Source organism: Bacillus sp. FSL W7-1085 (assembly GCF_038595035.1).
Lineage (GTDB): Bacteria > Bacillota > Bacilli > Bacillales > Bacillaceae > Bacillus > Bacillus altitudinis.
On sequence record NZ_CP152000.1, the window covers coordinates 2,378,853 to 2,397,326 of the forward strand.

At 37.1% G+C, this 18,474-nt stretch carries 18 protein-coding genes; 3 read left to right on the forward strand and 15 right to left on the reverse strand.

Annotated elements, in window-relative coordinates; genetic code table 11:
• Window positions 1–38: 38 nt before the first annotated feature.
• From MKY11_RS12285 to MKY11_RS12355, 15 genes are all read right to left on the reverse strand, one after another.
• Entirely contained in the window at window positions 39–416 is a 378-nt protein-coding gene (locus tag MKY11_RS12285) for a hypothetical protein (protein ID WP_144667376.1), read from the reverse strand.
• An 18-nt stretch (window positions 417–434) separates the two neighbouring features.
• Complete coding sequence (locus tag MKY11_RS12290) at window positions 435–782, reverse strand: YxiJ family protein (protein WP_342501443.1); 348 nt, start codon at window positions 780–782, stop codon at window positions 435–437.
• Between the two features lie 58 nt (window positions 783–840).
• Complete coding sequence (locus MKY11_RS12295) at window positions 841–1,239, reverse strand: hypothetical protein (RefSeq protein ID WP_284725497.1); 399 nt, start codon at window positions 1,237–1,239, stop codon at window positions 841–843.
• Between the two features lies 1 nt (window position 1,240).
• Window positions 1,241–1,858, reverse strand: a complete 618-nt coding sequence (locus MKY11_RS12300) for a hypothetical protein (protein ID WP_342501444.1) — start codon at window positions 1,856–1,858, stop codon at window positions 1,241–1,243.
• A gap of 71 nt (window positions 1,859–1,929) precedes the next feature.
• The gene (locus tag MKY11_RS12305) at window positions 1,930–2,544 is read right to left on the reverse strand and encodes a hypothetical protein (protein WP_047946475.1); all 615 of its coding nucleotides are present in this window, start codon (window positions 2,542–2,544) and stop codon (window positions 1,930–1,932) included.
• A 4-nt stretch (window positions 2,545–2,548) separates the two neighbouring features.
• Window positions 2,549–2,707: a hypothetical protein gene (locus MKY11_RS12310; protein WP_342501445.1), complete on the reverse strand. Its 159-nt coding sequence runs from the start codon at window positions 2,705–2,707 to the stop codon at window positions 2,549–2,551.
• Window positions 2,708–2,898: 191 nt separating this feature from the next.
• Window positions 2,899–3,141: a DNA-binding protein gene (locus tag MKY11_RS12315; RefSeq protein WP_046526837.1), complete on the reverse strand. Its 243-nt coding sequence runs from the start codon at window positions 3,139–3,141 to the stop codon at window positions 2,899–2,901.
• Between the two features lie 47 nt (window positions 3,142–3,188).
• A complete protein-coding gene (locus tag MKY11_RS12320; protein ID WP_285526747.1) occupies window positions 3,189–3,947 on the reverse strand; it encodes an Imm26 family immunity protein in 759 nt (252 codons plus the stop codon).
• Between the two features lie 54 nt (window positions 3,948–4,001).
• Complete coding sequence (locus MKY11_RS12325; RefSeq protein WP_342501446.1) at window positions 4,002–4,658, reverse strand: hypothetical protein; 657 nt, start codon at window positions 4,656–4,658, stop codon at window positions 4,002–4,004.
• A gap of 426 nt (window positions 4,659–5,084) precedes the next feature.
• The gene (locus MKY11_RS12330) at window positions 5,085–5,252 is read right to left on the reverse strand and encodes a hypothetical protein (protein WP_342501447.1); all 168 of its coding nucleotides are present in this window, start codon (window positions 5,250–5,252) and stop codon (window positions 5,085–5,087) included.
• Between the two features lie 123 nt (window positions 5,253–5,375).
• Window positions 5,376–6,035, reverse strand: coding sequence for a hypothetical protein (locus MKY11_RS12335; RefSeq protein WP_342501448.1), 660 nt, complete (start codon window positions 6,033–6,035; stop codon window positions 5,376–5,378).
• Between the two features lie 27 nt (window positions 6,036–6,062).
• Entirely contained in the window at window positions 6,063–6,746 is a 684-nt protein-coding gene (locus tag MKY11_RS12340; RefSeq protein WP_342501449.1) for a hypothetical protein, read from the reverse strand.
• Window positions 6,747–6,752: 6 nt separating this feature from the next.
• Window positions 6,753–13,766, reverse strand: coding sequence for a DNRLRE domain-containing protein (locus tag MKY11_RS12345; RefSeq protein ID WP_342501450.1), 7,014 nt, complete (start codon window positions 13,764–13,766; stop codon window positions 6,753–6,755).
• Between the two features lie 168 nt (window positions 13,767–13,934).
• Window positions 13,935–14,723, reverse strand: a complete 789-nt coding sequence (blaBPU, locus tag MKY11_RS12350) for a BPU family class D beta-lactamase (RefSeq protein WP_342501451.1) — start codon at window positions 14,721–14,723, stop codon at window positions 13,935–13,937.
• 115 nt (window positions 14,724–14,838) lie between these two features.
• Window positions 14,839–16,008, reverse strand: a complete 1,170-nt coding sequence (locus MKY11_RS12355; RefSeq protein ID WP_025207686.1) for an acyl-CoA dehydrogenase family protein — start codon at window positions 16,006–16,008, stop codon at window positions 14,839–14,841.
• Between the two features lie 120 nt (window positions 16,009–16,128).
• Between MKY11_RS12355 and MKY11_RS12360 the strand changes: the two genes are divergently transcribed.
• Genes MKY11_RS12360 through MKY11_RS12370 form a run of 3 tightly spaced genes read left to right on the forward strand, consistent with a single transcriptional unit; the run spans window position 16,129 to window position 18,469 of the window.
• Entirely contained in the window at window positions 16,129–16,917 is a 789-nt protein-coding gene (locus MKY11_RS12360; RefSeq protein ID WP_008342612.1) for an amino acid ABC transporter ATP-binding protein, read from the forward strand.
• Window positions 16,914–17,774 carry an amino acid ABC transporter substrate-binding protein gene (locus MKY11_RS12365; protein WP_017358081.1) on the forward strand — a complete coding sequence of 287 codons (861 nt, stop codon included), beginning with the start codon at window positions 16,914–16,916 and terminating at the stop codon, window positions 17,772–17,774. Before MKY11_RS12360 ends, MKY11_RS12365 begins: the two co-directional genes overlap by 4 nt.
• A complete protein-coding gene (locus tag MKY11_RS12370) occupies window positions 17,771–18,469 on the forward strand; it encodes an amino acid ABC transporter permease (RefSeq protein WP_342501452.1) in 699 nt (232 codons plus the stop codon). Before MKY11_RS12365 ends, MKY11_RS12370 begins: the two co-directional genes overlap by 4 nt.
• The last annotated feature ends 5 nt before the right edge of the window (window positions 18,470–18,474 follow it).

The following is an 18,474-nucleotide window of genomic DNA, read 5'->3' on the forward strand; positions in this document are numbered from 1 at the left end:
TGGGATGGGGAAGTATGATTCGCACATATGTAGAGCGACTAGCCCGATTCATTTGATACGACTTGTATGACTTGAACTGTTTGACAGTAAAAAGAGAAATACTGTTCTTCATAATCTTCGACAAAGTAATTCAAATATTCCCAGCCTCTATCCAAAAGTTGAACGTTCAAAAAAAGATAGGAATCGTTTGTTAACTCCAAATCTTTGATTTGAACAGAAGAGACGTTGGTAAATTTCAGATGAATGTCTGCTTGCAGATTCGGGGAATCATATGGGATGTGTATTACAATACAGTTGATCAAGTCGTAATGTTCATTATACTCTTTAAAGTAGTGAAATTCATTGATTTGCTTTAGATGCTTGATATCGAAATCAGGGATTTGTTTCTGGATTTTTTCATCTAAAAACCATGTCATTGTTTGGCCTCCAAGAGGTTATTGTATAAGTGCAATGATTCGTTTTCTTGTTTCTTCATGGTATTGAACATAGGAATGCAATAAAGGATACGATTCAAGGATCTGTTGATATGATTTGATTTGGGGATATTGCTCTTCAAATGACTGACGTAGCACGTTTAACTGTTTTTTCGGTATTCGTTTATGATCGATCACATAACTTAGGCTACCTGCAACAAGTGAAAAAAATAAATAAAAGTCATCTGAAAATATACCAGTTTCTGCTTCAAAAGAGACGATTTCATCTGGATAAGATGAATCTAATAAGTATTGATAACGTTGTTTTAAATCATCGAATAAACCTTGTTTATCACGGCTGAATCTCATGGATTTTCTCCAATCTCTCATTGTTTTTAATTCTTATTTAGACGCTAATGAGATCTTCCTATACACTGCAAATAAATTCTTGTGAATCGAAACATACGTTTTTCGATTCTATTGCGAGTAACATCCCATTGATGTTAAATAGAAAATTTGCATTTGAATCAAATTCTTCAAGAAGTACATTTTTAAAGTTCCCTATCCCATTAGGATGGTAACTGCATTCAAAAATTTGCCAATTCATCTCTTCTTGTATCAATTCTTCAAATCTATCATTACCTTCACCCCCATTATAATAAAGACTCGCCACATTCATAAATCGCAATTCATGATACCGAGCATCATTTATTTCACTTATACTAATGTTTATGACTAGTTCTTTACGAAAAAAATCAAATGAGAATGCCAGTACATCACAGACACCATCTAAATAATCGATCCATTTCTCAATACTGCTAAACATCTCATTCACTCCCCCAAAAATTAGTATAATTTCGAATCAGTTCTTTTTTAAAATCATCAGGAAGTTTTTGATTCGGAAATACAACTGAAATCCAGCCTAATACAATCTCATCTAAAATTCTCCACGTTTTTAACAATTGTTTATTCATTTGTTCTAATTGAAGAATCGCTAGTACTCCTATCTCATAACCTCTGTCGCCATAAATGATCCATTTCGCAGAAGGGGAAACCCATATCACACGTGAAGCAATACCCATTATGCTATCATTTACACTCTCTATCGGATAATCCGTTAAGAGATCGAGGTAATCACTTGGTGTGAGGTTTAACGGTACTTTCACCCAAGGATAATAACCAAAATCATGATAATAATCATCCATGCTCTTCTGCTCATCTAATACAGCCATGAGTATATAGTCATCATGATGATTCAAAGCTAAACCTTTTAACATTTCCCAGCCATCATCTGATAACAACCAATGGAATTCTTCGAATAAATAATGAGGGGTTTTCGTTTTCAACACTTGATCAGGGAATGTCTTCGTACTGTGAATGAGCGAATGAACAAACGATAGAACATGTTCAAATTCTTTTGGATCGGATATAAACAAATGTTTCACTTTATGCTCCTTTCATATCTTCGGGTAAGACTATTATCAGTCATTGATTCTCAATTCCACCGCTTGGAACATTATGCATAACTAGAAAGCATTTGAGTGAAATAGTCATCGAATGTTTTTTGATCCTTTAATAATAGTTGTAGCCATTTTGCTAAAACAGGATGATCCAGTGGCTTCCATCCTTCTTCTAATAACATATTTTTTGCAGAATCTTTTGTTGATACCATCCCTATGATACAAATTTCCATATCTCTATCTGCCCAAATCGCCCACTGCAAAGAATGAGATAACCAGACAACTATATTCGAATTCGTGATTATATTATCCGCTATGGAACCTTTTGGGTGCATCCATAGTGCATTTACATAATCCTCACCTGAAATGTTCACACTCGCTTTCAGCCAATGATAATAACCAAATTCCTTCAAATAATATGCGGTTGGATCTGGTTGAAGGACTGCAGTCAAAAATTCTCTATCTTGTGTAACAGTTGATAACTCTTTTATGGTTGGTAAAATATCATCACTCAATGCCCAATCAAACTCTTGAAACAAAAAACAATCAAATGTCTTACGAAAGACTTGTTGTGGCAGCTCTTTACTTGTTTCAAACACATGGTCTACTAAATTCTGATAGAATTTGAATTCTTTTTCTGAACGAATAAATAAGTCTTCAAGCCGTTTCAAACAACTACCTCCACTCTTGTCGAACTAGTAGTTTTTTAATTCTTCCTCTATATCTTCTTTTAATGACTGTTTTTTCCCATTGATCGATCGCGCAATAAGCGGCATGTTCCTCTGTCGGCCAAAAATGAAGCTGCCGTACACCATATTCATCCTCTGACATCACCCACCCCTTCTCGTTTCTTAATGACCAAACCTCTACAAAATCAACGATCTTTTGATGAAATAGGCATAACGCTTTGTCGCAGGGAATTGCATGGTGGTTTCTAATTCTTTCGGATTCATGAACATTGCGTCACTCTTTTTTATTTATAAATGGGCTTAACCATAAGAATTTAGCAAGCTCATATATAGGAACTATTTGTATTCTTCTAACCAGTCATTCAAATCATCTACAGGATGTAAGTAAGAATTAGGTGAATCTTTCAAATCAATTCCACTTAAAAGAATCAGCATATCCCAAACTTGATCATCGTCTATTTCTGGATCGTCTGCAGAAACGTAAATTTCAGCCCAATCAGACACTTGTTCTCTTGTGATCGTCCCCTTTAAGACATTTCGTATTTTATTTAAACAGTCTAGCATTTTTGGTTCAGCCATTTATTACACCATTCCTTTCTCAAAACTCATTTTACGCTGTAAACTGCCTATATTTCATATTTAATAATATCCTCCATTGACATACCTTTAAAATATAATGAAAGAATACTTATAATAGTATATTCGCCAAGCATACCAATCGGGTTAAATATCATTTTAGCCGTTTTTGGCTCAGCAACCTCTAAGTCCATAACAGGTGCATTGTGACCTTCTTTCCCCTTGCTTACGTAATAATTTCCATCTCGGTATTCCACGAATTTCAGATTTTGAAGATCCTCTTCTTTTATAAAATCTTGATTTATTTTTGTGATGACTTTCCATGAACCATTTAAAAAGCCTGTCAGACCTGTATTTGCAACAAATAGTCCATTCTCTTTTTTCATCAATTGTTTTAACTCATTTTTTTCTATTCTTTCATCAACAAACAAATCATAGTATTGGATTAAAATATCATCATATTGATTTTTCCCCTCACCCGAAATGATCAAAGCATAGCTCAATTTCCCAACTTCTTTTAATGGGAGTTCAAATATAGCTCCTGGTTCTACTTTACTTAAAGTTTTTACTTTTTTAGTTGTTATTTTAATATCCGTTACTTCTTTGTCGTTTAAATCATCAAAATAGTGACGACCTCCATTGTTTAAAGCCATCATAATTGTCAAAAGCATCTCATCAATCGTTGGCTTTCTCTTCAAATGTTCCTCAGTCATTTCATAGAATTGTTCAATCGCTTCTTCAAAAATATCTAATCCATCATCACCAATTATGATGTTCTTTTTCTTATGTTCTTCTTCCCAAAAGCCCATTTAGAATACCCTCTTTATAGATTGTGTTCTTTATATTATTCTCATTTTGCTTTATCACGATAAACGTATACTTGTATAAACTGTTTTATGTGCACGTTTGAAAAGTGCCACTTCATGATCCGTTAACCACTTAAGCTCTCTCATATGATAGGATATTTCTTCTAAATAAGTATCGGTTTTTGCAATTAATTTTTTATCTAAGATATTTCTTTTATTGTCTTCAACTACAAGATAAAGAGTAAACTGTTTTAAATCTAATTCGATAAGTGGGTGAGCTTTTCTTTTTTTATCGGGACTTAGTTTTGTTCTCCCTTTAATCTCCGCTTTATATTCCTTCTCTTTCATTTTCTTAAATGTCGCTTTGACTAGCTGACTGTCCCAATTTTTCAGTTCACACAGATAGAGTATCGCTTTTTCCAAAGTATCTGCTAAGATCTTTTTCTTATTTGTTGCATTTTCAAATTCACTGTAACGGAAGGGTACTTCCAGCTCGTACGTATTTTTTAAAAATAAGATATCTGGTTCATCTTTTAAAGTACTAATTAATTTGTAGTCTTTAAAAGACCCACATATCAAAACAATAGCCTCACAATCTTTCGTTTGAAATTTCTTTTCTAATTCGTATAAAAACATTTCAGTCATACAAAGGGATTGGCTGGCTAAGTTCCCACGATCGTCATCTGACATTAATTGTATATTTTTCAAATACACTTCTTATAGGCCTCCTAATAAGATTTTATTCATCATGGCTTTGAATGGTTTGCTCATTCTTTTTCCTTTACTTGCTTTCTTACTGCAAATGCTCTACTTTATCTTGTTCCTATCTAAGCACCATTTCTCTCCCTTTTAGACCGGTTGAAAAAATCCTAGCTGCTTAGGATTTGAAGAATTTCTGTTGCTTCTTTATACAATTCATCAATTAATGGTATAATCATTCCCCGCAAATCTGATTCATTTTCAAATACTCTTAAATATCCTTTTTTGCTAACGAGATTATTCGATACACAAATCCAAATATCGAGATGGTCTATACAATAACCTGGATCACCTTCTTCACCATCATGAAGCTCTTCGCCATTTTATGGATGAATGATATCCTGCTGTAAAACAATCTGAAACTTGAATTTCTCTTCCTCTCTATTTTTTTCCGAATACAAACCTTCCAAATTCAGCATTGATTGTTAACCCTAAATCTTTAAATTTTGCTTGTTTTTCTTTCACTAGATTTAGTGCGGAATTTATTATTTCTTTTTCGATATCTGCGATAGATTCTTTGGTCATCGTGCTTAATTTAACTTTCTTCAATTTTTTCACCTCAATTACTGTACAAACTCAAATGATCTTTATAGCAAACAAACCTCCTACTGATAAGTGGAGGTTTGTTTGCAAACTTAAAAGTATTCATTTGAATCTTCATGTTCTCATTGATCAATCAATATCATAATCTTTCCATTCCATCCAATGATTATTTGGGATACCAACATTAACGGAGTCTACCTCATTTGCCAAAAATTGAGCGAACGATTTAAATGATACTGTCTCACTTGGTTCTGTTAAGTAGTCTGGATACTCCCATTCCTCTGTCTCAAATACTTTTTCATAACCATCTTTTAAACCCACAAAATTCAAAAGAGAGCTTGGTGTTTTCCAAAGAAAATTTCTAAAAGAGGGTATTTCATAAAGATTTCTAAAAAAAGATTTACCACTCTTATCCATTTCATCATTTAGATTTAGATTTTTCAAACAAAAAGAGTCTTCATTAAACTTTATTTCTTTTATTAATTGTAAATGATGGGGTTCAATATCTGAAAAAGGGATGTAACTATTATTATCTAACTTAAAAGTCAAGTCGTCCATTAGTATATTTTGATATCTGTTTTGTGTGTCATTACGGTAAAAATCTATTGTCACATAAGGACCTTTCTTATCTAATAAGAAAGATTGTATTGCTATCAACCACTGTTGATGATTCAAGCGAATAATTGTACATTTACTTCCAATATAATTCATTTCACGCCACTCAAAAATAGGACGATTTAAATTATCAAACTCTTCGTCTAATATATTAAGAATTTGTGTTGAATTCATTAGTATTTTCTCCTTTTAACAATGAGATTAATAATATTCTACCGAGTCAGTATGTGCCCATAAAATCCATTCAGTGTTCTTTTTTTCATTTTTGATAATACTAGAATCATGAAAAACTATACTCTCAGCAACTGTTTGAAAAAAAACATTTTGGCTAGGCAGATGTTTATCCGATTCTGGGTGAAACCATGAATTAGTTGTATACAGTTGAGTATAACTTGATTTTAAATTGAATAATTCTAGTTGTTCTTTACTTGTCAACCAGAGCCTCTCTAGAAACATTTGGTCTTTAGCCATTTCTCTTAAGCAAACAATCCATTCATTTTCTTCTTTTATATGGGTTTGAGAGGACTCAGAAATATGAAATTCAAAAAATTGATCTCTTAATTTAATATGAATTGGATTTTTTGTAAAACCTGGTTCTATCTCTTCATCCACAATAATTGTATTATGTTGATCAATGAAATCAAAAGGAAAGTCTAACAAAGTATTCGAAGGTTTGTTGTTTAATTGATTTCCAATTGCAAAACAATCTATGGCCGGTCCCAATTTGGATAAACCAAATATTTGAATTGTAATTAGCCAATCTTCTCTTCCAACAAATACAGAAAATCTACCTTTGACAAAATCAAAATTTCCATTATCCAAAAGAGGCATCTCTTTTTTAAGAAAAGACTGATCCAGTATTAATAAGATCTCTTCTTTTTTCACCTTTAATTACCTCCTAGATTTTTTTCTAATAATTGCACTTACATGCCCACCCTGTTTTCGAGAGCAAGTCTGACAATGAGGAAATAACTTTTGAGCTTGGCCTTTTTTTCTCAATTGTGATACAGGTTGATGGTCAGCTATCCAATTTCCACTTTTTGTACCTGAGGCTCTCGCACCACACGTATGACAACCGTGTGTATTTCCAATTCTATTAAGGATTCTACGTTCTTTCTTTCTAAGCCTACTACTTGTACTCCTCGCTGGAATAGATCTCTTAGCAAAAGGTCCTGGCTTTAAGTATTTTTTACCTTTCGCAAAACTATAAACCCTTTTCGCACCTTTAAATATCTTCCCAGGTCCAAAGTTCGAAGCTGCTGCTAAAGCCGCACCTTTCCAGCCCTTGCCCGATTTATAAGCTTTGTATCCATCATATACCGCAAATCCTGCATTGACAACAAACCATACCCAATGACCATCCGGGTCCACATTCATGACTGGGTTGTTGTTTCCATAGGTATATCCGTTTTGATCTAGTGAATCTCCATCGCTTCCTGGGTCTGGGTCAAGTGATAGGAATACGCCATTTTTCGGTTCATAGTAGCGTGCAATTAAATAGTAAAGTCCTGTTTCTTCGTCGAAGCGGTAACCAGCATAGCGATATGGGTTTCCTTTTACTTCTTCATTTTCTTTTACTTTTGTTGGAACGCCCCATGTATCGTATTCGTACTCAGCAACGATTTTTCCTGCACTATTTGTGATGGCTATGACATCACCGTGTGCATTGTAGTGATAGAAATATTTGTTTCCATTTTGCGTGAATGCAAGGAGTTGTCCACTCTCACCGTATGTGTATGTTTTTGTGACTTCGTTGTCTCCATCTGTTTCGTATAAAACATTCAGGCTGTCGCCGTCATAAAAGTAATTGGTGACCTTTCCATTCACTGTTTTTTGAATTCTATATCCACGCTCATCATATTTGTAAGTGACAAATGGCTTGTCTTCGCCTTTTTTCGTGATGGCCGTTATGTTATCTTCTGCATCCCATTCATAAAGGAATTGTCCGTCAGACGTTCGGTTGCCATTTTTGTCATAAGTTAAAGTCTCATCATTTACCTTTGTCAGTTGGTTCATGATGTTGAATGACGCGTTGATTGTTTTTTTAGTGCCATTTTTTTCAGTTGTGACGGTTTTTCTGTTTCCAAACCCATCATATGTGTACCCAATGACCGTGCCATCTGGATGAGTTTCTTTGATCAATTGATCTAATTTTCCATATTCATAACGAATCTTCCCGTTGCTTCCTTGATCAACCGTTATTCTGTTTCCATTTTGATCATATTCGTAAGCTTCGTTTAAGATCGTTACCCCTTGGCTTGTTCCAATGTGCAAATCATTAATTAAATTGCGCTCATCATAAGCAAAGCTAGCACCACTGCCGTTACCTGTAATAAAGGACTGAACATTTCCATTTTCATCATAATCAAACGAATACGTAGAACTCGAATCCTTCATCTGCGTCATTTGATCAAGCTTATTGTAACTGAATTGGTTCGTTCCTTTTTGATTTCCGTGTGTCCATTCAAAGGATTTCAGTTTATCTGAATTGGCTGGATACGTCCAAGTTTGGCTGCTGCCACGCTCTGTTAACTTTGTGATGCGGTTTTGTTGGTCGAACGTTCTGTTTTTGGTTGTGTTTTGTTCTTTGTTAACAACCGTTGTTTCGTTTCCGTTTTTATCATAGCTAAAGTTATATTTTTCTGTCCCATTGTATGACTTGGATTTCACTCGGTCTGTTCCATCATACGTGAGAGACACTTCATGTCCATTTGCAGAAATGGTTTTGATTAAGTTGCTATTCGCATCATATTCACTTTTCAACACATTCCCTAATGGATCAATGGTTTTTGTCAATTTGCCCATTAGGTCGTATTCGAATTGATACGTCTGATCTGACTCTGCACGAATGGTTTTCGACTGTTCATTGCCCTCTTTATCATACGTTCTCACAATGGACGTCCCGTTAGATAAAGTGATTTTCTTCAGCTGATCAGCCTGGTCATATTCGAATGTTGTTTTTTCGCCTTTCGCATCTGTTTCAGAAAGTTTTTTGCCTGTTTCATCGTAGGCAGATTGAGATGAGTAACCAAGCTCATCCTCCTCTTTAACAGCATAGTTCCCTTTCTCGTCGTAAGTGGTTTTCGTTAACAGACTACCTTCTACTAGACGGATATCATCAAACCAAGCCGTTCCCATCGCACTTTTTTGGAAAACGATCTGTACGTCGACTTTTTTCAATGGTTTTGTTTTTGGTATGACAACCGCTGCTCGGTTCCATTCCTGTGTACCGGTTGGGAATTTCGCATTAAATGTTCCTGTTGTGCCATCTGTATACGTAACGAACGCTTGAAGTGAGTAATCATTTTCATTTGAGGCTTTGACATTTTCAGCCTTAGACATCCCAGTCAATGTGACATATACAGATTGATCATTCGCACTTTGTTCAATCGGTACAGATTGTTTATAGATGGCATTTGCTTGAGTTGAAGAGGTTCTTGTCATTTTTAACGAAACGTCATCGTTAAAGCCTTCTTCATTATCTAATGAACCACCTGTTCCGCTCCAGCTTGTTGTTTTATCCGTAAAGGAATTATTTTTGACTGGATTATAACTTGATGAAACTTCGCCTTTTTCTAGCTGAATCTCATCGAACCAGGCTTTTCCTTTTCCAGCCTTATCTCGATGATCCACTTCCATATAGATCACAGCTTTGCCTGCATGAGATGGCGTCGTAAACGTGACTTGGCGTTTTGTCCAATCGTTTTTGCCTGATAATGTACTGTAGCCGTTACTGATCCATTGAATTCGTTTGTTGTTTGTATCTCTTAAATCGATGTTAAAAAATGCTCTTGCTTTCGTTAGCTCTGTCTTGATTTTTCCACTCAGTGTATACGTCGTATTTGGCTCTAGTCTCACTTCTTGAGTAGCAGAAGAATAGCCAAGTTCTGTTCCTTCAGTTGTCGACTGTGAACTGACCTCTAATACTCTGCCGCCAGATAACGGACCACTTTTCCCAGCTGTTTGCGCTAATTTCCCATCATCCTTAGATGCTGTAAGCTTCCAGCCAGTTAGCGTATCTTCAAAACTGCCATTTTTTAATATACTCGCACCTGCAGCAAGTTCTTTACTCGTTTGTACCAAATTCCCGTACGAGTCATAAATACTTGCTGAAGACATATTTCCACTTTGATCCGTTTCAGATACAGCATCTAATCCATCGTAGGCGATATCTGTAATATCTCCTTCTGTATCTTTCACTTTAGTAACATCATTGTTTTTGTTATACTCGTAGGTTTCTGTCCCGTAAGCATCCTTAGCTTGAATGATGTTGCCATTTTTGTCATACGAATAGCTTTCTGTAGCTTTTCCTTTTTCTACATCATTGGGGTCAGTTTCTTCTACGATTTGGTTGCCTTCATATTTCGTTTTAGTAGTAATTTTAAGCCCTTCCGCATCATCTACAACTTGAATCGGGTTGGCTGCTTCATTATACGTATACTGTATTTTCCGGCCGTTTGGCTGCGTCAGCATGAGTGTCTTTTTAGACATATCATATGCATACTCAAAGGTTTCTTTTTTTGCATTGATCGCTTTGACTAAACGGTGATTTTCATATTGGTATTCTGTAAAAACAGGCTGATCTTCTGTGCTGTTTTGAGAGAATTGTTTAATCAATTTTCCTTCTTTGTCATATTCATATGAGATACTCGTTCCATCAGAATCAATGACTTTTATTAGGAAGCCTGCATCATACTCATATGAAAGCTTTTTTCCTTTTGGTCCTTGGACCGAGATGATATGACCATCTTCATCATATTCCATTGTTATTTTTCGTCCAGATGCATCTTCCATTGAAGTGAGCTGATTGTTTTCGTTATATTTGTATGTCGTTGTATTTTTATGTCCATCTACAATCTTGGTGATTTTCCCACCATTTTTACTAAAGTGTGCAAAGGTTTGATCCTTCGTTTTTAACATGTATTCATCTTTTGATTCCGTTAATTCAAGGAAAATACCTGTTGGTGGTTGATACGTACCATCTGCTTTTTTTGTAAAAATATGAGTTGTAGCATCCTCATCAAGATAGATGGCACCTTCTTTTGTTGGCGTGATACTAGTTTCTACATCTGCGTACCACCCTTGTCCAAACAGGTGGTCAGCTGCATCTAAACTGTTGTAAGTTCGACCAATTCCAAGTCCTGGTCCTCTTCCATCAATCGACATTTCTTCTTCACTGACAATCACATTACCAGTTGCACCATTCAGCTGGCCGTCTGGTATATCAATAATCGACCAGTAATCCTCTGTCCCAAGGAATTCGGCACCTTCATGGAATGTCGGGTTAAAGGCTGGTGTCGGAATGGTTTCTCCATTTGCATCGTAGGCGGAAAGGGTAAAGGAGTAGTTCTTGCGTCCTTTATAATTTCCATTCGCATTTTCATAAACTGGTGATGGGTCTAGCGCTAATTCCCCGCCTTTACCATCTGTATGAAGCACATATTTCCCACTTTTAACTTCAGTAGGAGTCGGCCAAATATTCTTATTTTGTGTTGTCCAATGATCGACATCACCAACATCAAATGATTGATATGCCTTACCATTATAGATGTTAATTTTATATCCTTTTGCATTTTTTACTTTGTCCCAATGTAAATTGATATAACCTGTTTGGCTCTCTTTCGTATTCGTATAAGCATATCCAGATAAAGCTTTCGGTCTAGATAGATCAGGTAAAGTTGGTCCAGATGGCGGTGAAGCAATAGCTTCTCCATCTTTATTGTAGGCAATCACTCTGAAGGAATAATGTTTTTGAGCCGCATCTCCTCCAGCATTTTTATAAGTCGCACCAGGATGAATTGGAATCTCAGCCCCTTTTCCATCTTGGAGGTGCAATGCAAATTTACCTGCTTTAATCTCAGCAGCTGTTGGCCATACTTTTTTTCCTTTTGTTGACCATGATGTTTGATTCCCGAGATCCAATGTCTCATAGCTTTTCCCATTAAACATTTGTATTTTATAACCGGTCGCACCGGAAACTGAAGTCCAAGAAAGATCAAAGTAACCTGTTGCGTTATTATTATTGAATCCTTTTGTACTAGGTGCTTTCGCTCTAGCCACATTCGGCACGACAGGTTTTACTTTTGCTGACATTGCGCCTTCACCTTGGTCAAAAATCGCACTTACAGCTACCCAATAATTTTTGCTTGTCGCATAATTACCACCTGAGTTTTTGTAAACCGGGGAAGGATCAACTGCTAATTCTGTCCCCCCTTTTCCATCTAAATGAAGTTTATATTTCTTAGCTGCAATCTCGCTTGCTGTCGGCCAAATATTCTTTCCTTTTGTACTCCATGATGCCACATTCCCAACTGAAATGGCTTCATATTCTTTTCCGTTGTATAGCCACACTTTGTAACCTTTTGCGCCAGACACCTTTTTCCAACTTAAGTTTAAGTAACCTGTCCCATTTCCATTACTAAAACCTTTTACAGTTGGTGCATTTGCTTGTGGAATGGTATACGTGACTTCAATGACTGGTTTTTTGGTTGAGTTTGTTGATGAGATTATTTTTTTCCAATGATCTTGTCCATTTCCATTAGCATGTAATTTAAAGCCATAGTTAGCTGTTCCGCTATTCCAAGCTTTGATGGTCGATGTCACATCATAACTCGCCCATTGTCCTTTATATACGTTGGCCTTACCGATGTTTTTAGAACTTGGTTTATTGTTCCATGTTAGCTTTGTATGATCATAGTTGGCATTCACTGTATCCAGCCAAAGACCAGTTGCTTTCGTCCCGTAATATGAATGAGCAACATACGTTTTGAGTGTCGCTTTTGTTACATTCATATTTTGAATCGGTTTGAATGAATTAAACTTCATGAACGCGTAGTTTGTACCAGTTGTTTTATCATAATAACCGGTTTTCAGGACATAACTTTTCAGATTAGCATCCCATTTTTGCGTAGATGTTGAATAGTTTGTTGTTGGGTATGCACTCATAATGAATGTGTCTGATGAAACAGATAAAGAAGTCGATGGATCGATAGACACAGGATAAACTCGTTCAGGATCCTTGAGCCATTTCTCATCAGCAGTTACACGAAGTAAATAGCCATCATCTTCTTTTTGCAATTCAAAGCTCACATCTTCTGATCGAGCCACTTCGCCTGACTTTTCATCTAGATTTGAATCGGTCATAAACGGTTTTGGAACTTGAAAAATGGTCTGTTTTTTCTGATCAAAAAATCTAATAGAACCATCTTCCTCAATTTCTCCAGTTAGATCTGTCTTTATTTTAAATGTAAAAGAATTGTAGCCATCATATCGTTTGAGTACAATATCTTCTTTGATATTTTCATTAAAAGTAAATGATCGCAAATCAATATGTGGAAATACCTCTTCGTATGTAAGTTCGTTGGTGTTCTCTTTAAATTGTGCAGAGGTATCTTTGGAACGAATTTCTGATTTGTTTGTTCCTGAAGCTTTTAAAATTGAAAATTCAATTTGATGCTTCTTGTGTTCGAATGTAGCATAGAGCCCTTGCTTCATTTGTTTTTGAAAGGTTGAATCTAACCTTGCATTTTCCGTTTCTATTTCTTTTTTCGAAGTTGTTTTTAACTCTGGAGAGATGTCCTCCCACTCAGCATCTGGTGACTCTTTTATATGAATGGGATCAGGATATACTTCTTGCGTAAATACTCCCTCTCCTTCATAGAAAAGTTTGCTGTTTGCTGTTCTTTCCGAAAGAACTTCTCCGTCTTTTCCAATTTCAGCTTCATCAATCCCTGCTATTTCAAGGGTTTTTGAATCGTCTGTTTCTGGCATGCTGTTATGACTTGATTTTGTATTTTCTACATGTTCTTCTGCAAAAATGTCAGAAGGTAACATTGATATAAGCATCACAAAGGCTAGAAGCGCTGCAATATTTCTTTTCCAATTTACTTTTCTTTTTAGGTTCATATTAATCTCCTTATCATATATTTGTAACATTTGTAACATTACGCCATATATAATAATACATTTGAAATGATACTTCAATATATTTCTATAAATATATCATTCTTTCAAACTAATCCATATATCATCAACTTATCTATATATCCCCTTTTTCACACATAAAAAAGCACCCTAAACGGATGCTTCCATCAAATGATATTTTTTCAAAATACGATAGGTAATTTCTTTTGCTTCTAGTCCGGTGCCTTCGATATTTGTGGCGAAGATGTAGGTTTTGTTTTCATGTTTGATGAAGCCTGCGTACCAGCCGATTCCTGATCCGGAGCCTGTTTTTCCGTATAGCGTGGCGTGTTTCTCTTCTTCTTGTATCATCATTCGCTTGACGGTTCTCATAACAGATAGGTCAAATGGGAGACTTTCTTCATATAGCTGTTTAAGGAAATGGACTTGTTCTACTGGTGAAATGCGCAGCGTACTGCTTAGCCAAAATTGATCGATTCCACCAGATATGTCTTGATTCCCATAATGAATGGCTTTTATCCAATGGCCCATGCGTTCTTCCCCGATGTCACGTGCCATGGCTTGATAATACCAGACGACTGAATCTCTCATGCCAGAGCCCAGTGTATGGTCCTTATTCCAGTTATCAATCTCTCTTTTTACTCCGTCCCAATATTTGATGTCGTATTCATCTTTAACTGCGCCAGTTTGAAGTCCGATTAAGGCATTTGCTATTTTAAACGTTGATTGTGGTGCAAAGCGCTTGTTCGCTCTTTTTTTGTTATACACCCATGGTGATTTTTCTTTTACTTCTTGAATCACAAATGTGCCTTCCCGATCTTTCATGAATTCATCGACGGACCATTTTGGAGATGTTCCTTCACTTGATCCAGGCTTGCTCATACAAAGTGCTGCAAGCATCACGCCAGCAATCAGCCATTTCATCTTCTTTTTTTGCAAACAATCACCCTCTTTGCTCATGATTGCAATCGATTGTAGCATGCTGACTGATCAGAAATAAGAGCCGCTCGTCCTCTTTTTCAATAAAAAAAGCCGGTTTTATCCGGCTTTCTGTTTATTGTACGTTCAATTTTTTCTCTTCAATCGCTTGCTTTGCAATTTTCGAAATCGTCATATCGTCCATTGGTGGGTTATGAAGCCCAGCACGAATGTCTCGATAGTAACGTTGAAGCGGGCAGCTAAGGCTTAAGCTTTTTGCACCGACTAAACGCATGGCTTTATCGACCACTTGTAGACTATCATTGACGACTGTATGCTTCACAGCACCGAATTCATTGATTAACAGCTCTCTTTTCTCTGGCTGCTCATACAATGTTGTCGTTGAATAGATGACATGGCGTGCTTGCTTTAGTAGTAAATCAATTTCGCCAATCAGTGTTTGGACATTTGGCAGTTCGCTAATCGTTCCGCTAATACTGTTCGGTGAATGGGTGATGGCATACTGAACAGCATAGTCTCTTGCCGCTTGTGCAATCCCTAAATAGCAGGAAGGAATATGTGCGATCCAAGGGTTCAGTGTACCGCCCCGAGGTCCTTTTTGCACTTCAACCAACATGTCATCTGGAACTTCCACATGATCTAGAATTAAATCATGGCTCTCTGTTCCTCTCATGCCAACAACATCCCACGTTTCTTCTATAGAAACACCTTTTGTATCACGGTGAATTAAGAAGAAGCCCATCGCTTCTTTTTCTTCGATCCATACACCGACGAGAAAATATGTGAGTGCTGGTGACATCGTTGTGAATGTTTTCCTGCCGCTGATCACCCATTGATCTCCTGATCTCGTTGCAGTTGTTCCAGGTTTGCCTCCTCTTGTTGGACTCCCTGTTTGCGCTTCACTGACGGCCCGGTTCACAAGAGCCCCATTTTTGATTTCTTCAGCAAAAAATTGCAGCTGCTTCTCATTCCATAGTTTCTTTTCATAAATTTCACCTACAACTCCTTGGTGCCAGCCGATCGATAAGGCAGTTGCTCCATCCATACTTCCTAGTGTTTCTTGAAAAAGGACCATATCCTTTACAGATTGACCCCCGCCCCCGTACTCAACAGGCAGAGACAACGTTGTATAGCCCAGTTTAACTAATGATTCGATATTCTGTTTAGGAAAATAGGCACCCTCATCATGTTCTTTTGCAGACTGTTCGATCGTTTCACGAAGGGATTCTAGTTGATTTAGCCAATTTTTTTGAAAATCTGTATCGACAAATAATGCTTTAGACAAAACGTATCCAACTCCTCTGTTTCTCGCAATCTATCATATCCGATTTATCCAATAGGTATTATTAAAACACACTTTACTTATAGGATTTAATGTGTTAAATTTTATCAATATTAAGTACATATGTCAAAGGAACGTGATGCTTTTATGATTTCTGCTACTAATCTACATAAATCCTATGGGTCAACTCATGTGTTAAAAGGAATTGATTTCACCGTACAAGAAGGTGAAGTGGTCGCCATTATTGGACCAAGCGGATCAGGAAAAACAACCCTTCTCCGCAGTTTAAACAGCCTTGATATCCCAGACAAAGGAACGCTGACAGTTGGAGAAGCCACGATTCAATTTGAACAATATCGAAAAAAAGATCTTCTAAAACTCAGACAGCAATCGTCTATGGTGTTTCAGCATTATCACTTGTTTCAAAATAAACGAGCACTTGAAAACATCACAGAAGGATTGATTGTGTCTCAAAACATGTCTAAAAAAGAGGCGGAAAAAATCGGAGAGCAATTGTTAACGCGAATTGGGCTGCTTCATAAAAAAGATGCGTTTCCAAGTGAATTATCCGGCGGTCAACAGCAGCGGATTGGGATTGCTCGTGCTCTTGCCATGAATCCTGCGGTGCTTTTGTTTGATGAACCAACGTCCGCACTGGACCCAGAGATGGTCGGAGAAATCCTTGAAATGATGAAAGATATTGCGAGCCAAGGCATGACGATGGTCATTGTGACGCATGAAATCTCGTTTGCAAAAGATGTAGCGGATACAGTGATCTTTATGGCAGATGGGGAAATCGTTGAAAAAGGCTCACCAGAAGACGTCTTGATGAAGCCTCAGCATGAACGAACGAAACAATTTTTATCAAGAATTCATCGCGGGATGTGGCAAGGATTGGAGGAAGACAGATGAAGCGCAAGACTTTATTCACTGCCGCTAGTATCCTTCTGTTTCTCCTCTCTCTCATTGGCTGCAGCAGTGTGAAAACGACAACAGATGATGGCAGACAAATTGTCAAAGTCGCACTAAGCGCAGAAGTCAATCCGCCTTTTTTAGCCACAAATGACCGCAACGAGCCGATTGGCTATAACATCGATTATTTAAATGAAGTCGAGAAACGTTTGCCACACATTCATTTTGATTATATCTTTGGCGAGGAAGAATCCAATTTAATTGGGATCGGCGCTGGGAAATTTGAAATGGCGGCTAATTGGTTTTTTAGTAATCCTGAACGTGAAAAACGCTTTCTTTATCCTAAGGTGCCATACGGCTATTCGATGACAGGTTTAATTGTGAATGAATCAGAGCAAGATATTCAATCTCTAGACGATATGACATCAAAAAAGCTCGCTCCCGTCAGTCCTAGCGGCGGCCTTCGTTCCATATTAAATCAATATAATGAAGAAAATGATCCGAAAATTCCGCTAACGACCATTGAAAGCCCTTCAAACGAACTCAATTTAAAACGAGTCGAAAGTGGACGGTCCGATGCGGCTTTTATGAATATTTCGACCTTTGATACGATTCAAAAACATCTTCACCTGAAAGTCAAAGTGGGCGGCATTGTCTCAAAGGAACCTATTTATCTTGTCTTACAGCCTAGTCAAAAGAAACTAGCATCACAATTGGACCGAGTAACACAAGAGATGATAGAAGACGGAACATTACCTGACCTTGCGAAGAAATGGTTTGGCGTTGATTTCTTTCAAGATATTGACTATATATCAGAGCAAGGCTATCAATATGAAGAAAGGAAGGAAGCGCCATGACGTTTACAGCTGGAGATTGGCTAAGAATCTTTTTACAGGTGGTTGATCGTCTGCCACTCACATTTCTTATGATTGTGGTGTCATTGTTTTTTGCCATCATCATCGGATTGCTGTTTGCTTGCATTCGAATCAAACAAATTCAAGTGCTGAAACAATTGGCGGTCATTTATTTGTCATTTACACGAAGTACACCGCTCATTGTTCAGTTATTCCTCATTTATTTTGGCCTGCCTCAGCTTTTACTCATGGCGGGAATTCAAATCAATCATTGGGATCGTGTGTTATTTGTGATGATCACATTCTCGTTACATACGGGCGCTTATTTATCTGAAGTCTTTCGCAGTGCATATTCCTCTGTTGGGAAAGATCAGCTTGAAGCAGCTTACATTGTTGGGATGACAGATACGCAGGCATTAATGAGGATCATTATTCCGCAAGCCTTTCTCATTGCACTTCCGAACCTAGGAAATTACACCATTGATCTCGTGAAAGATACCGCCATTGCATTTACAATCGGACTCATTGATATGATGGGACAGGTCAAAATCATCCTAGGCAATAACTACGGGATAGGGATGTTTGAAGTGTACGTCATCATTGCAATTGTGTATTGGCTGATTTGCATCAGTATTGAACTGATCACGATGCTACTGGAAAGAAAATTTGTGAAAGGCCGCACCAGCCTGTCACGCTAAGGAGG